11 protein-coding genes are annotated in these 14652 nt (G+C 73.3%); 3 read left to right on the forward strand and 8 right to left on the reverse strand.

The window, feature by feature from the left end; all coding sequences use genetic code 11:
* Positions 1–145 precede the first annotated feature (145 nt).
* The gene (locus tag ACFV1W_RS34335) at positions 146–1069 is read left to right on the forward strand and encodes an aminoglycoside phosphotransferase family protein (RefSeq protein ID WP_380421181.1); all 924 of its coding nucleotides are present in this window, start codon (positions 146–148) and stop codon (positions 1067–1069) included.
* A 31-nt stretch (positions 1070–1100) separates the two neighbouring features.
* Here ACFV1W_RS34335 and ACFV1W_RS34340 read toward each other — a convergent pair whose 3' ends face one another.
* The 5 genes from ACFV1W_RS34340 to dxr form a co-directional block, all read right to left on the reverse strand.
* Entirely contained in the window at positions 1101–1664 is a 564-nt protein-coding gene (locus ACFV1W_RS34340; RefSeq protein ID WP_380421182.1) for a GNAT family N-acetyltransferase, read from the reverse strand.
* Positions 1665–1787: 123 nt separating this feature from the next.
* Positions 1788–2663 carry a GNAT family N-acetyltransferase gene (locus ACFV1W_RS34345; RefSeq protein ID WP_380421204.1) on the reverse strand — a complete coding sequence of 292 codons (876 nt, stop codon included), beginning with the start codon at positions 2661–2663 and terminating at the stop codon, positions 1788–1790.
* 157 nt (positions 2664–2820) lie between these two features.
* Positions 2821–3981 carry a flavodoxin-dependent (E)-4-hydroxy-3-methylbut-2-enyl-diphosphate synthase gene (ispG, locus tag ACFV1W_RS34350; RefSeq protein WP_380421183.1) on the reverse strand — a complete coding sequence of 387 codons (1161 nt, stop codon included), beginning with the start codon at positions 3979–3981 and terminating at the stop codon, positions 2821–2823.
* Between the two features lie 144 nt (positions 3982–4125).
* On the reverse strand, positions 4126–5430 hold the full coding sequence (locus ACFV1W_RS34355) for a M50 family metallopeptidase (protein WP_380421184.1): 1305 nt from the start codon (positions 5428–5430) through the stop codon (positions 4126–4128).
* A gap of 121 nt (positions 5431–5551) precedes the next feature.
* Entirely contained in the window at positions 5552–6781 is a 1230-nt protein-coding gene (dxr, locus tag ACFV1W_RS34360) for a 1-deoxy-D-xylulose-5-phosphate reductoisomerase (protein ID WP_380421185.1), read from the reverse strand.
* Between the two features lie 68 nt (positions 6782–6849).
* Here dxr and ACFV1W_RS34365 point away from each other — a divergent pair, with 68 nt between their 5' ends.
* Positions 6850–7518, forward strand: coding sequence for an NAD(P)H-binding protein (locus ACFV1W_RS34365; RefSeq protein WP_380421186.1), 669 nt, complete (start codon positions 6850–6852; stop codon positions 7516–7518).
* A gap of 82 nt (positions 7519–7600) precedes the next feature.
* Here the strand turns inward: ACFV1W_RS34365 and ACFV1W_RS34370 are convergent, their stop codons facing one another.
* From ACFV1W_RS34370 to ACFV1W_RS34380, 3 genes are all read right to left on the reverse strand, one after another.
* Positions 7601–9043 (reverse strand): aldehyde dehydrogenase family protein, encoded by a 1443-nt coding sequence (locus ACFV1W_RS34370; protein ID WP_380421187.1) that lies wholly within the window; start codon positions 9041–9043, stop codon positions 7601–7603.
* Positions 9044–9186: 143 nt separating this feature from the next.
* The gene (locus tag ACFV1W_RS34375) at positions 9187–10752 is read right to left on the reverse strand and encodes a PucR family transcriptional regulator (protein WP_380421188.1); all 1566 of its coding nucleotides are present in this window, start codon (positions 10750–10752) and stop codon (positions 9187–9189) included.
* A 164-nt stretch (positions 10753–10916) separates the two neighbouring features.
* Entirely contained in the window at positions 10917–12983 is a 2067-nt protein-coding gene (locus ACFV1W_RS34380) for an ATP-binding protein (protein WP_380421189.1), read from the reverse strand.
* A gap of 241 nt (positions 12984–13224) precedes the next feature.
* Between ACFV1W_RS34380 and gabT the strand changes: the two genes are divergently transcribed.
* Positions 13225–14580, forward strand: a complete 1356-nt coding sequence (gene gabT / locus ACFV1W_RS34385) for a 4-aminobutyrate--2-oxoglutarate transaminase (RefSeq protein ID WP_380421190.1) — start codon at positions 13225–13227, stop codon at positions 14578–14580.
* Positions 14581–14652 lie beyond the last annotated feature (72 nt).

A 14652-nucleotide genomic window follows, 5' to 3' on the forward strand; every position in this document is an offset into this window, starting at 1 on the left:
ATATCACCCAGCCCCGGAGCGGCCACCCCCGGAACCGCCCCGGCACCCACCCTCCCGAGAGCCCACCCCACCCCCAGAACCCCCCACCTGCCCCCCACATCGCCGACAATGGACAAGCCACCACCGCACCAACCGGAAGGCCGGCATGTCAGGACCCGCCCCCCACCTCACCGCCCCCGCCTGGCTGACGACCACCGTCACCGCCGCCCACGGCGAAGAGGGCCGCCAGTGGCTGGCCACCCTCCCCACCAGGGCCGCGGCCCACCTGGCCCGCTGGAACCTGACCCTCGAACGCATCCTGGACCCGGGCGGCAGCCTCAGCCTCATCGCCTACGTCCACCGCGACGACCTCTCCCCCGCCGTCCTCAAGACCGGTCTGGTCACCCCCGAGACCGCCCACGAGCACACCGCCCTCACCCACTGGGCCGGACGGGGGGCCGTGCTCCTCCTGGCCGCCGACCCCCCCGAGGGCACCCTCCTGCTGGAGCGCCTGCACGGCGAGATCCCGCTGCGTTCGCTCGCCGAGCCCAAGGCCATGCTGGAGGCCACCAGCCTGCTGCACCGCCTCTGGGTCGACCCGCCCGCCGGGAGCGCCCTGCCCACCCTCGCCGACCGGGTCGCGGACACCGCCGCCCGCCTCGCCGAGCACCGTGCAGCCCCCGCCGCGGCCGCCGCCGAACCCCTGCTCGACGAGGCCCTGGCCACCGCCGAGGACCTGACCGGCTCCACCACCGAGACCTTCCTGCTGCACGGCGACTTCCGCCACGGCAACGTCCTCGCCGCCGACCGCGCCCCCTGGCTGGCGATCGACCCCCGTCCGCTGACCGGCGAGCGCGCCTACGACCTGGCCCGGCTCGTCCTGGACCGCGCGGACACCGTGGTCGGCTCCCCCGGCGCCCCCGCCGCCGTCCGCCGCCGGCTCCACCAGCTCGCCGAGGCCCTCGACGTCGACCGCGACCGGCTCCGCGGCTGGACCCTCTTCCGCGCCGTCGACCTCGCCCTGCGCGACCTGACCACGGGCCGCCGCGAGGACGCCGAGCTCCACCTCGAATTCGCCGGAAACCTCTGACTCCGAACGCCCCGGCCGCCGAACGGAACGCCTAAGCGGCTCCTCCGCCGCCCCCCGGCCCCCGCAGCGGAAGCCGCGCCCCCATCACCGCGTACAACCGGTCCGTCGCCGGAAACCGCACCGCCCGCGCCAGGTCCTGGTACCCCAGCGACCGGTAGAGCCGCCGGGCCGGAGTCTCCGCGTCGATCGCCGACAGGATGCTCCGGTCCAGCCCCGACCCCTCGCACAGCAGCCGGATCAGTCGCGAGCCCACACCCTGCCCCTGGAACTCCGGCAGCACGTGCAACTCGGTGACCGCGAACACGCCGTCCAGCCAGTCCGCGTGGCCCCGGGCGGTCAGGTACGGCTCGATGACCGTGCTCCACCAGTGCTCCCGCTGGTTCGGCATCCCGTACCCGAAGCCGACCAGCCGCCCCCCGCTCATCGCCCCGAACGCGATCACCCCGGGCTGCAGGGCGTGCCGTCCGACGATGTGCAGCCGTACCGCGACCTCCTCGGGGGTGAGGCCGAACGCCACCGCCTGGACCTCCAGCGCCTGCGGCGCCCAGGCCGCAAGGTCGATGGCCCCGATCGTCACCCCGGTCAGCTGATCCATGCTCCGGACGTTACTACCAGCCGCCCCGTGGCGCGGCCGAAGATCGGAACCCAACGACCGGCGAAACCCCGGCGAACCACGCCACAACAGCGCCCCCGCCGCCGCGCCTCAGCGAGCCGGACCTCAGAAGAGCACGCTCATGAACGCCCCGACCTCCCGGAACCCCACCCGCCGATAAGCCGCCCGCGCCCGCAGGTTGAAGTCGTTGACGTACAGCGAGACCACCGGCGCCACCTCCCGCAGGGCGACCTCCAGCACCGCGGCCATCCCGGTCTCGGAGAGCCCCCGCCCCCGGTACTCGGGTGCCACCCAGACCCCCTGGATCTGGCAGGCGCCCTGGGTCACCGCCCCGATCTCGGCCTTGAACACCACCTGGCCGTCCTCGGTGAACCGAGCGAACGACCGTCCGGTGGTGACGAGTTCGGCCACCCGGGCCTGGTAGAGCAGTCCGCCGTCACCGGCCAGCGGGGACACCCCCACCTCCTCGGTGAACATCGCCACGCACGCGGGCATCAGCGCCTCCACCTCATCGCGCCGCACCCGTCGCACCAGCGGGTCGGGCGCGATCTCGGCGGACGGCGAGGAGGTCGCCAACAGCGGCTGGTGGCCGCGGACTTCACGCGCGGGCCCCCAACTGCGTTCCAGCAGTGCCCAGAAGGCGGAGGTCGAGCCGGCCGGTCCGACGATGGAGGAGCAGCGCCGGCCCTGCCGCCGGGCCCGCTCGGCGAAGGCCGCGACGGCCTGCGGCCCGGCGTTGACCAGGACGAGGTTCGCCCCGGCGTAGCACAGGGCGTCGAGCACGCCGTGCCCGTCGTACCAGCCCCACATCTCCCCGCCGAGCCGCCACGGGTCCAGCCCGACGGTCTCAAGCCGGGTGGCGACGAACGCGTTGGCGACCGGGTCGCGGTGGAGGATCTCCAGGGCGTCCGCGAGGTCGGGCGGCTCCAGCACGCGGGTGGTTGCCAGCGCCCGGGCGGCCTGGAAGGAGCTGGGGAGCATCACACCTCGATCGATCACCGAGACAGCACCTCACTGAGACGACTCTGGCCGCACCCTACTCCGTGGCCCCACCCGGCTACGGCCGCGGGGCCGTCCGCGAACGGACGGCCCCGCTTCCGGAAGACTTCGCTGCAACTGCGCTCGGACCGCCCCGCGGTCACTCCGCGGCGACGACGGTCGGCGAACCGGCCTCGACGCCCTCCTCCTGCATCTGCTCGGCGAGCTTGAGCGCCTCCTCGATCAGGGTCTCGACGATCTTCGACTCGGGAACGGTCTTGATCACCTGGCCCTTGACGAAGATCTGCCCCTTGCCGTTGCCGGAGGCGACCCCGAGGTCGGCCTCGCGTGCCTCGCCCGGGCCGTTCACGACGCAGCCCATGACGGCGACCCGCAGCGGCACCTCCATGCCCTCCAGCCCGGCGGTGACCTCCTCCGCGAGCTTGTAGACGTCGACCTGGGCGCGGCCGCAGGACGGGCAGGAGACGATCTCCAGCCCGCGCTGGCGCAGCCCGAGCGACTCCAGGATCTGGGTGCCGACCTTGATCTCCTCGGCCGGCGGGGCCGAGAGCGAGACGCGGATGGTGTCGCCGATGCCCTCGGCGAGCAGCGCGCCGAAGGCGACCGCGGACTTGATGGTGCCCTGGAAGGCCGGCCCGGCCTCGGTGACGCCCAGGTGCAGCGGGTAGTCGCAGGCGGCGGCGAGCTGGCGGTAGGCCTGGATCATCACGACCGGGTCGTTGTGCTTGACCGAGATCTTGATGTCGCGGAAGTCGTGCTCCTCGAACAGCGAGCACTCCCACAGCGCGGACTCGACCAGCGCCTCCGGGGTGGCCTTGCCGTACTTCTCCAGCAGGCGCTTGTCGAGCGAGCCGGCGTTGACGCCGATCCGGATCGGCACCCCGGCGTCCTTGGCGGCCTTGGCGATCTCGCCGACCTTGTCGTCGAAGGCCTTGATGTTGCCCGGGTTGACGCGCACCGCCGCACAGCCGGCGTCGATCGCGGCGAAGACGTACTTCGGCTGGAAGTGGATGTCGGCGATGACCGGGATCTGCGACTTCCTGGCGATGATCGGCAGCGCGTCGGCGTCGTCCTGGGAGGGGACGGCGACCCGGACGATCTGGCAGCCGGACGCGGTGAGCTGGGCGATCTGCTGAAGCGTGGCGTTGATGTCCGAGGTGACCGTGGTGGTCATCGACTGCACCGAGACGGGGGCGTCGCCGCCGACCGGCACGTTGCCGACCATGATCTGCCGGGAGTAGCGGCGCTTGGCGAGCGGCTTGAGCGGCAGGGACGGAATACCGAGCGAGATCGCGGTCATGTGCGCAGGGTTCCCCGGGGTTGAGGTGTGGTCGACCGCCCGGCCGCTGGGACGGCCGAGGCCGGGCACGCGGACGATCGCGTACCCGGCCTCAACGGTACGGCACGGTCCGAGCGCCCAGCACACCCGCCGTACCCGAACGCCCTAACCGATCTTCACCGGGTTCACCAGGTCGGCCACCATCACCAGCAGGGTGAACCCGATGAAGATGCTGGCCACGACGTATGCCACCGGCATCAGCTTGGCGACGTCGAAGGGGCCCGGGTCGGGCCGCCGGAACAACTGTGCGAATCGACGCCGGACCGACTCCCACACCGCGCCCGCGATGTGGCCGCCGTCCAGCGGCAGCAGCGGCAGCATGTTGAAGAGGAAGAGCGACAGGTTGATCCCGGCCAGCAGGTTCACGAAGATCGCGACCCGCTGGGCGGCCGACTCGTGGAGCGAGAAGACCTCGCCGCTGACCCGGGCGGCGCCGACCATCCCGATCGGGGAGTCCGGGTCGCGCGGGGCGTTGCCCACGACGGCGTTCCACAGGCCGGGGATCTTGCCGGGCAGGGCGGCCAGCGACTTCACCCCGTTCTCGGCCATGTCGTACATCCGGTCGATCGACTGCCCGAAGCCGAGCTGGACGGTTTCGCTGCTGGGGGTGAACCCGAGGAACCCGGCCTGGACGGTCTGGCCCTTCACCGGCACGCCGTTGCCGTCGTACTTCTGCACGTCGTTGACGGCGATGGTGGGCTTGAAGGTGAGCCGCTGACCGCCGCGGTCCACCACGATCTCCACCTGCTTGCCGGCGCTCCTGCGGATGTCCGCCTGGAGCTGGTCGTAGTCGCGGATCCGGTCGCCGTCGAAGGACAGCACCTTGTCGCCCTGGCGCAGGCCCACCTCGTTGGCCGGGGTCTTGGGCGCGTCGGCCGGACAGGTGTCGGTGGGCTGGCCGGCCTTGACGACGCACTGGGCGACCGAGCCGATGGTCGGCACCGCCATGGTGACGCCGAAGCCCATCATGACCGTGAGGAACAGCCCGAACGCCAGGACCAGGTTCATGAACGGCCCGGCGAACATGACGATGACCCGCTTCCACGGCTTGCGGGTGTAGAACAGCCGGTCCTCGTCGCCCTCCTGGAGCTCCTCGTAGGAGGCCTCACGGGCGTCCTCGATCATGGTCCGCCAGGGCGAGCTGCTGCGCTTGGTGATCCGGCCGTCCTCGCCAGGCGGGAACATCCCGATCATCCGGATGTACCCGCCGAAGGGGATCGCCTTGATGCCGTACTCGGTCTCGCCCTTGCGGCGCGACCAGATGGTCGGGCCGAAGCCGACCATGTACTGCGGCACCCGGATGCCGAACAGCTTGGCCGTGGAGAGGTGGCCGAGCTCGTGCCAGGCGATCGAGACGAGCAGCCCGACCACGAAGACCAGGATGCCGACCACCGTCAAAACCGTTGCCACCGCTGGCCCTCCGTCATGCCGCTCCGCTCGTCGTCTCGTCGTACTGCGATCCGTGCCGCGCCGGGTGCCACCGGTACCGGGGTACCGGCGGCCCGACGCCGCCTTCCGGAGTCGGGGCCCGTCAGCCCGCCGCCAGCTCGCGGGCCCGGGCGCGCGCCCAGTCCTCCGCGTGCAGGACGTCCTCGACGGTCAGGGAAGTTCCCGACGCGGGCGTCCCGTGCTCGGCCACGACCTTCGCAACAGTGTCCACGATTCCGGTGAAGGCGAGGCGGCCCTTCAGGAAGGCCTCCACGCATTCCTCGTTCGCGGCATTGAACACCGCCGGAGCCGTTCCGCCCAGGGTGCCCACCTCACGGGCCAGCTCGACGGACGGGAAGGCATCGTTGTCCAGCGGGAAGAACTCCCAGGTCGCGGCCTTGGTCCAGTCACAGGCGGGGGCTGCGTCCGGCACCCGGTCCGGCCAGCCCATGCCCAGCGCGATCGGCATCCGCATGTCCGGCGGGCTGGCCTGCGCCAGCGTCGAACCGTCGGTGAACTCCACCATCGAGTGCACCACCGACTGCGGATGGACCACGACCTCGATCCGGTCGAACGGCACGTCGTACAGCAGGTGCGCCTCGATCACCTCCAGGCCCTTGTTGACCAGGGTCGCCGAATTGATCGTGATGACCGGACCCATCGCCCAGGTCGGGTGCGCCAGGGCGTCCGCCGCCGTCACCCCGGCCAGCTCCTCACGGGTACGGCCCCGGAACGGCCCGCCGCTCGCCGTCACCACCAGCTTGCGGACCTCGGCCCGGGTGCCGCCGGCCAGCGCCTGGAAGATCGCCGTGTGCTCCGAGTCCACCGGCACGATCTGCCCCGGCTTCGCCAGCGCCTTCACCAGCGGGCCGCCGACGATCAGCGACTCCTTGTTGGCCAGCACCAGGACCCGGCCCGCCCTCAGCGCGGCCAGCGTCGGCCGCAGCCCGATCGAACCGGTGATGCCGTTCAGCACCGAGTGGCACTCCGTCGCGGCCAGCTCGGTCGCCGCGTCCGGACCCGCCAGCACGGCCGGCAGCGCACGACCCGCCGCCTTCGCCGCCAGCGCCTCGCACAGCGCCGGCTCGGCCGCCGGATCGGCCACCGCCACGGTGTGCACGCCCAGCCGCAGCGCCTGCTCGGCCAGCAGCTCCACCCGGCCGCCCGCCGCCGACAGGGCGACCACCCGGAACCGGTCCGGGTTGCGGAGCACGACGTCGATGGCCTGGGTGCCGATCGAGCCGGTGGAACCGAGGATCACCAGCTCCCGGGGGCCGGAGGGGTCCGCCACGGTGGGCGTGAAACGCAGCTGCGGGTGGGCGAGCGAAGTCATGCGCCCATTGTGTCCTGTTCGCGGCACTCCCCAGGACGATCCGCACCCTCCGGGCTACCGTCGGACCCATGCGTACCGTCATCGCCGGGGGCCACGGACAGATCGCGCTGAAACTAGAACGGCTGCTCGCCGACCGCGGCGACCGCCCCGCCGGGATCATCCGCCGCCCCGAACAGGCCCAGGACCTCGTCGACGCCGGCGCCGAGCCGCTGGTGCTCGACCTGGAGTCGGCCACCGCCCCGCAGCTCGCCGCCCTGCTCGCCGACACCGACGCGGTGGTCTTCGCCGCCGGCGCCGGCCCGGGCAGCGGCGCCGCCCGCAAGAACACCGTCGACCGCGACGCGGCCGTCCTGCTCGCCGACGCCGCCGAACTCGCCGGCGTCCGGCGCTACCTCATGGTCTCCTCGATGGGCGCCGACGCGGCCGCCCGGTACCCCGCCGACGAGGTCTTCGAGACCTACCTGCGGGCCAAGGGCGCCGCCGACGACGCCGTCCGCTCCCGCACCACGCTGGACTGGACGGTGCTGCGCCCCGGCACGCTCACCGACGGCCCCGGTACCGGACTGGTCCGCCTCGCCCCCTCCGTCGACCGCGGCACGGTCGACCGGGCCGACGTGGCCGCCGTCCTGGCCGCCCTGCTGCGCGAGCCCGGCACCGCCGGTCAGACCCTGGAACTGGTCGCCGGGAACGCCGGCGTCGCCGAGGCGGTCGCCGCCGCGGCCGGGCACGCCGACTGAGCACGGCGCGGGGCCCGGTCCGCATCGGACCGGGCCCCCGTCAGTAGGACCTCCGGAGGTCGGCCCCCCGGAGATCGGCACCTCAGAGGTCGAGGCCGGTGAGGACCATGACCTTCTCGACGGTGTAGTCGTCCATCGCGTACTTGACGCCCTCACGGCCGACGCCGGAGTCCTTGACGCCGCCGTACGGCATCTGGTCGGCCCGGTAGGACGGCGCGTCGCCGATGATCACACCGCCGACCTCCAGCTCCCGGTGCGCCCGGAAGGCGGTCTGCAGGTCGTGGGTGAACACGCCCGCCTGCAGGCCGAACGGTGAGTCGTTGACGGCCGCGAAGGCCTCCGCCACGCCCTCCACCCGGTGCAGCGACAGCACCGGGCCGAACACCTCGGCCTTGGCCAGGATCGCGTCCGCGGGCAGCTCGGCCAGCACGGTCGGGGCGTAGGTCGCACCCTCGCGGGTCCCGCCGACGAGCACCTTGGCGCCCTTGGCGACCGCGTCGTCCACCCAGGACTCCACCCGCTTCGCGGCGTTCTCGTCGACCAGCGGGCCGACGTCCGTCGCGTCGTCGTTCGGGTCACCGGTGACCTGCGCGCCGACCTTGGCCACGACCTTCTCCACCAGCGCGTCGTACACCGACGCATCGGCGATCACCCGCTGCACCGAGATGCAGGACTGGCCGCCCTGGTAGTTGGCGAACATCGCGATCCGGGTGGCCGCCCAGTCCAGGTCGGCCTCCGAGGACCAGTCCGCGAGCACCACGGCCGCGGCGTTGCCGCCCAGCTCCAGGGTGGTGTGCTTGCGCGGCACCGAGTCCATGATCTGGTAGCCGACCTTGTCCGAACCGGTGAAGGAGATCACCGGCAGGCGCTCGTCCTGCACCAGGGCCGGCATCCGGTCGTTCGGCACGGTCAGGATCGACCAGGAACCGGCCGGCAGATCCGTCTCGGCCAGGATCTCGCCCAGCACCATCGCCGACAGCGGGGTCGCCGGGGCCGGCTTGAGGATGATCGGGGCGCCGACCGCGATCGCCGGGGCGACCTTGTGGGCGACCAGGTTCAGCGGGAAGTTGAACGGGGCGATCCCCAGCACCACGCCGCGCGGGAAGCGGCGCACCAGCGCGAAACGGCCCACGCCGCCCGGGTCGGTGTCCAGCCGCATCGTCTCGCCGTTGGTCCGGCGCGCCTCCTCGGCGGCCCAGCGGAACACCGACACCGCGCGGCCCACCTCGCCGCGGGCCCACTTGATCGGCTTGCCGTTCTCGGCCGTGATCAGCTGGGCGAGCTCCTCGGTGCGCTCGGCCAGCCGCTTGGCCACGTGGTCCAGGGCGGCGGCCCGCTGGTGCGCCGGGGTGGCGGCGAACACCGGCAGCGCGGCCACGGCGGCGTCCAGCGCCTCCTCGACCTGCGCCTCGGTCGGAATGCTGACCTTGCCGACCAGACGGCCGTCCCAGCTGTTGTGCACCTCGAAGTCGGCGTCACCGCTCGCCCGGCGGCCGGCGAGCCAGAAATCGTACGTGGTGGTCACCGTGGTACCGGCCCTCTCCTCGTCGTCGTACGGCCCACGGGCGTGGGACCCGAACCGAGGGTAGGTGCGAGGGCAGGCCGACCGGATTGGCCGACCAGGAGTGTTCGACTCCGGGGCCACTCCACCGCGTCCAGGCGCGTGTTCTATTCCTCGCCGGAGCGCAGCGCCAGCCACAGCTCCATCCGAACGTCGGTGTCGTCCAGCGAACGGCCCAGCAGCTCCTCGACCCGGCGCATCCGGTAGCGCAGCGTGTGCCGGTGCACTCCCAGGTCGGCCGCCGCCGCGTCCCACTGCCCGTGCCGCGACAGCCACGCCCGCAGCGAGGCCACCAGGTCACCGCGCGCCGTCCGGTCGTGCTCGCGCAGCGGCCGCAGCAGCCCCTCCGCGAAGGCCGTCACCGCGTCCTCGCCGAGCAGCGGCAGCAGCGAGCCGGCGCCGACCTCCTCGTGGTCCACCGACCTGCGGCCACCGCGCAGTGCCACCGCCAGCGCCCGCTCCGCCTGGGCGTGCGCCGTACCGGCCTCCTCCAGCGCGGCCGGCGCCGAGACGCCCAGCGACAGGCCCTCGTGCTCCTCCACCGTGCCCAGGCAGGCCCGGTGCACCGCGCCGTTGTCCAGCGCGAGCACCATCAGCCGCGGGCCGTGCGCGCCGTCCTCCCGCGCCACCAGCAGCTTCTCGCCCACCCGGGAGCCCGCCTGCTCGGCCCGGTCCCCCAGCTCCGCCAGCGCCTCCGCGGCGTCCGCGTTCGGCCCGCCCCCGGCCACCAGGACCCGTATCGTCCCCTCCGGCATCCCGCCGAACAGCCCCACCGCCACCTGCCGGGCCGTCGCCACCTCACCTGCCAGCACCATCCGCAGCAGCGCCGCGCCCATCCGCTCCTCGGCCTGCCGCAGCTCCCGCGAACGCTCCAGGGTCAGGGTCAGCAGCGCCACCGCCGCGTTCAGCACGTACCGCTCGGTCGGCGTGATCCGGTCCTCGGTCCCCACCGCCAGGAAACCCCGGGCCCGCCGGTCCGCGCCCAGCGACTGGACCACCACGTAGTCCTCGTCCGCCGTGTCTATCCCCGGCGACCGCCCCTGCAGCGCCGCACTCGACGGCGCCGGCCGCCGACGCAGCCGGTCCACCTCCGCCGCCAGCCGCCCCGCCCGGCGCGCCGCCCAGTCCGGCGCCACCACCGACAGCGCGCCCGACCCGTCGTACAGCGCCGCCCAGCCCCCCAGCCGGGCCGCCAGCCGACGCACCACCGCCGTCGTGCCGTCCTTCCCGAGCGCCGCCCGGGTCAGCTCCTCCTGCGCCTCGAAGCTGGTCGTCACCGCCTCGTACTGCTCCGCGGCCAGCGCCGCCGACACCACCTTGCTGATCGCGATGAACGGCGTCGGCTCCGGCACCCGCAGCAACGGCAGCCCCCGCTGCTGCGCCGCCTCCACCAGCGGCTGCGGCACCTCGGTGTGCGACAGCCCCACCCCCAGCCCGAGCCCCACCACCCCGGCATCGGCCAGCCGGTGCACGTACGCCTGCAACTGCGCCGCCGTGCGGCCCAGCTTGATACCGGTGGTGAGCAGCAGCTCGCCACCCTCCAGGAAGGGCGTCGGGTCGTCCAGCTCGCTGGTGTGCACCCAGCGGACCGGCCGCTCCAGGTGGTCCGCACCGGCGAGCACCGTCAGGTGGAGCGAACTGTTGCGGACGACGGAGGCGAGTGTGGGGGGCATGGCACCTTCGGGGGGTCGACCTGACCGCGCCGTTGCGGCCGGGCGAGGAGAGGGCAGTGGGACTAGTGAGGGTCTCTCCCCTTCATTATGGACGCCCCGGACAACCGGCACTGCCGAATCCACCTCGAAGGCGACTTCCCTCCCCTGCCCTCCCCCGCCCCGGTTCACCCCCGCAGGTCGACCAGCAACGGCGGCACCTGCTCTCCCGACACCGCCGTCAACGACACCACCGCATGCCCCGCCGGCAGCGCGTGCGCCAGATCCGACGGCGACCACCGCAGCCTCTCCACATCCCGCGTCGTCACCGACTCCGTCTGCGCCGTCGTCCCCGACAACGCCTTCCGCCCGATCCGCCCGGCCCGCCGCATCACCCCACCGGAGGTGTCGGGGGTGTGGGTCACCGCGGTCTCCTGCACCAGGTGCGTCCCCCAGGCCTCCGAGAACAGCCGCCCGTCCCAGGGCGCGATCCCGGGGAAGGCCATCCGGCACCCGACCGCGCCGAACAGCGGCGCCCGCAGCGCCTCCGGCAGGTCCACCAGGGTGCGCAGCAGCAGCACCGCGCCCGCGTTCGCGCCGCGCATCCGCTGCAGACCGCGGACGATGGTGGCGTCCAACGCCGCCGAGGCGTCGTCCACCACCAGACCCGCGAACAGCGAACGGTCCTCACGGGCCCCGGCCGCCTGCACGAACTGCCCCACCACCAGCCGGGACAGCATCCGGGCGGCCTCCGGGTGGCTGCGCTCGGGCAACTTCACCCGCACCCGCAGCGGGTGGTCCAGCACCCGCATCGCGAACGGGGGGCGGCCCGTGCCGTCGGTGGCGAAGGCTCCCTCGAAGGCGGGGCGCTCCAGCAGGCCCAGCCGGTCGGCCAGCAGCGTCCCCGGATCGTCCGCCCGGTCGCGCTGCCGCTCCCGGTACTCCAGGTCCCGCTCGTACGCGGCCAGCCGGCCGGCCACGCCGAGCGCCTTCACCAGCGCCGCCAGCGCGTCCGGGTCACCGCCCAGCAGCGCCCGCAGCTCGCGCACCCCCGGGTAACGGCCGAAGGCGGCGTGGAACGGGCCCACCACCTGCTGCAGCGCCGTCCGGGCGTTCTCCGCGCGGGCGGTCAGCTCGTCCGGCAGCAGTGCGTCGGCCAGCCGGGCCGCCGCGTCGTCCGGGTCCTGCGCCGCGCCGTAGAGGTCCAGCCCGTAGAGCGAGGCCGGGTCACCGGGAGCGATCACCACGTCGTACCAGGCGTCCGGGCCGAGGTCGGCGTCCGCCGCCCCGACCACCACCGCGCACGCGGTGCCCGCCAGCGCCTGCAGGCACAGCGCCTCGGCCACCGGCCGGGCCAGCCGCGCGGTCTTCCCCGTACCGGCGGGGCCCACCGCCAGCAACGAGGTGCCCAGCACCCCCGGGTCCAGCGCGAAGTCGGCGGACCGATGGCTCAGCGGATTCTTCGGCACGTCCTGCGCGACCCCGAGGCAGACCTGGCCCAGCAGCAGATCGTGCCGCCGGACGCGCCCGGGCAGCTCGCGCGCCTCGGAGGGATGGGCGAAGGCCGCCGCGCCGCGGGTGGCCACCTGCTCGGCGAAGGCGGGCAGGAACACCGGGTCCGCCTGCGCGGACTCCCAGGCGCGCCGGATCCGCACGTAGTCGACGTCGCCGACCGCCTCCGCGTCCAGCCGCGCCGCCGCCTCGACCGCCCCGCCCCGGCGCAGCCCGTCCCAGGGGTCCAGCCTGCGGGCCGCCTCCACCGCCGCCGGGCCGGGCTCCTCGGCGGGCTTCTCGTGCGTCACCGTCCGCGACAGCAGCGGGGCCGCGTAGCGGCGCCAGACCTCCGGCCAGCGGCCCATGCGGCCGAAGACCTTGATGACCACGCCCAGCACCAGGACGTTCAGGGTCAGCACCACAGAGGTGGCGACGAAGGCCGACTGGGAGGGGAGGACACCGATGAGGGTGGTCCCGTCCTTGGCGAACTCGACCCCGTAGACGAAGGCCAGCCACGCCACCACCGCGTTGAGCGCCGCCCGCAGCAGCAACGGCCAGGTGGGGACCCGGGCGGCCTCCGCCCGCTCCGGGTCGATGGGGCGGTAGCCGAGCCGGTAGACGCCCGGTTCGGCTTCGGGGCGCGGGGCGGTGGCCCAGGCGGCGAGGTCGAAGGCGGGGGTGCCGGGTCGCTGGTGGGGGACCGGGGTCGGGGGTCTGGTGGTGGTGTGTTCGACGTGGTGGTGTGACCCGTCCTGTGCCATGTACGGCCCCGCTCCCTCGCCCGCCCGGCCCGACCGCCGTCGGTGCCGCCATACCCATGCCGCCGTACCGGCGACACGCCCGTGCTCAGGGTAGTGGAGCGTGGCCTGCGGGTAGTCGTGTCGGCCGCGCTGGCCGTGCCGGACAAGTCGGACGGCGCAGTGCTACCGAGTGGCGCATGCCCGGTCGGGGAGGGCGGCCGTAGCCTGCGAAGCACCGAGCCGAGAAGTCTGGAGATACCCCATGAGCGCCGTAACGCCGCTCCCGCAGGAGCGCCGTCTGGTCACCGCGATCCCCGGTCCGAAGTCGCAGGAGCTGCAGGCCCGCAAGCTGGGTGCGGTGGCGGCCGGCGTCGGGACCACCCTGCCGGTGTACGTCACCCGTGCCAACGGCGGCGTGCTGGAGGACGTGGACGGCAACTCGCTGATCGACTTCGGCTCCGGCATCGCCGTGACCAACGTCGGCAACAGCGCCGAGGCCGTGGTGGCCAAGGCGAGCGAGCAGCTGGCCGCCTTCACCCACACCTGCTTCATGGTGACCCCGTACGAGGGTTACGTCGCCGTCGCCGAGCAGCTGAACGAGCTGACCCCGGGCGACCACGAGAAGCGCACGGCGCTGTTCAACTCGGGCGCCGAGGCGGTCGAGAACGCGGTGAAGATCGCCCGCGCGTACACCAAGCGCACCGCCGTCGTGGTGTTCGACCACGGCTACCACGGCCGCACCAACCTGACCATGGGCCTGACGGCGAAGAACATGCCGTACAAGCAGGGCTTCGGTCCCTTCGCCCCGGAGATCTACCGGGTGCCGGTGGCCTACCCGTACCGCTGGCTGACGGGTGCGGAGAACTGCGCCGCCGAGGCCGCCGCCCAGGCGATCGAGATCATCAACAAGCAGATCGGCGCCGAGAACGTCGCCGCGATCATCATCGAGCCGATCCAGGGCGAGGGCGGCTTCATCGAGCCGGCCAAGGGCTTCATGCCGGCCATCGTGGAGTTCGCGAAGGCGAACGGCATCGTGTTCGTCGCCGACGAGATCCAGACCGGCTTCTGCCGCACCGGCCAGTGGTTCGCCTGTGAGGACGAGGGAATCGTCCCGGACCTGATCACGACCGCCAAGGGCATCGCCGGCGGTCTGCCGCTGGCCGCGGTGACCGGTCGCGCCGAGATCATGGACGCCGCGCACGCGGGTGGCCTGGGCGGCACCTACGGCGGCAACCCGGTGGCCTGCGCGGCCGCGCTGGGCGCCATCGAGACGATGAAGGAGCAGGACCTCGCCGGCAAGGCGCAGCGGATCGGCGAGGTCATGCTGGGCCGCCTGCGGGCGATGCAGGAGAAGTTCGACGTGATCGGTGACGTCCGCGGTCGCGGCGCGATGATCGCCGTCGAGCTGGTGAAGCCGGGCTCCAAGGAGCCGAACCCGGAGCTCACCGCCGCCGTGGCCAAGGCCTGCCACGCCGAGGGCCTGGTCGTCCTCACCGCCGGCACCTACGGCAACGTGCTGCGCTTCCTGCCGCCGCTGGTGATCCCGGAGCACCTGCTCACCGAGGGTCTGGACATCATCGAGGGCGCCTTCGCGCTCCAGGGTGTCACCGCCGCCTGATCCAGGCGCCACCTGCCCGCCGGAGGGATGTCCGGACAGCGCTGAACGGCCCGTGGGGACCCTGGTCCCCAC

Source organism: Kitasatospora sp. NPDC059648, assembly GCF_042734825.1.
GTDB lineage: Bacteria > Actinomycetota > Actinomycetes > Streptomycetales > Streptomycetaceae > Kitasatospora.

Bases quoted from the DNA above. Each gene is read 5' to 3' on its own strand.
- ACFV1W_RS34340 (WP_380421182.1), bottom strand. From the start codon at position 1,664: ATGGATCAGCTGACCGGGGTGACGATCGGGGCCATCGACCTTGCGGCC.
- ACFV1W_RS34380 (WP_380421189.1), bottom strand. From the start codon at position 12,983: ATGGCACAGGACGGGTCACACCACCACGTCGAACACACCACCACCAGA.
- ispG (WP_380421183.1), bottom strand. From the start codon at position 3,981: ATGACCGCGATCTCGCTCGGTATTCCGTCCCTGCCGCTCAAGCCGCTC.
- ACFV1W_RS34345 (WP_380421204.1), bottom strand. From the start codon at position 2,663: ATGCTCCCCAGCTCCTTCCAGGCCGCCCGGGCGCTGGCAACCACCCGC.
- ACFV1W_RS34365 (WP_380421186.1), top strand. From the start codon at position 6,850: ATGCGTACCGTCATCGCCGGGGGCCACGGACAGATCGCGCTGAAACTA.
- dxr (WP_380421185.1), bottom strand. From the start codon at position 6,781: ATGACTTCGCTCGCCCACCCGCAGCTGCGTTTCACGCCCACCGTGGCG.
- gabT (WP_380421190.1), top strand. From the start codon at position 13,225: ATGAGCGCCGTAACGCCGCTCCCGCAGGAGCGCCGTCTGGTCACCGCG.
- ACFV1W_RS34335 (WP_380421181.1), top strand. From the start codon at position 146: ATGTCAGGACCCGCCCCCCACCTCACCGCCCCCGCCTGGCTGACGACC.
- ACFV1W_RS34375 (WP_380421188.1), bottom strand. From the start codon at position 10,752: ATGCCCCCCACACTCGCCTCCGTCGTCCGCAACAGTTCGCTCCACCTG.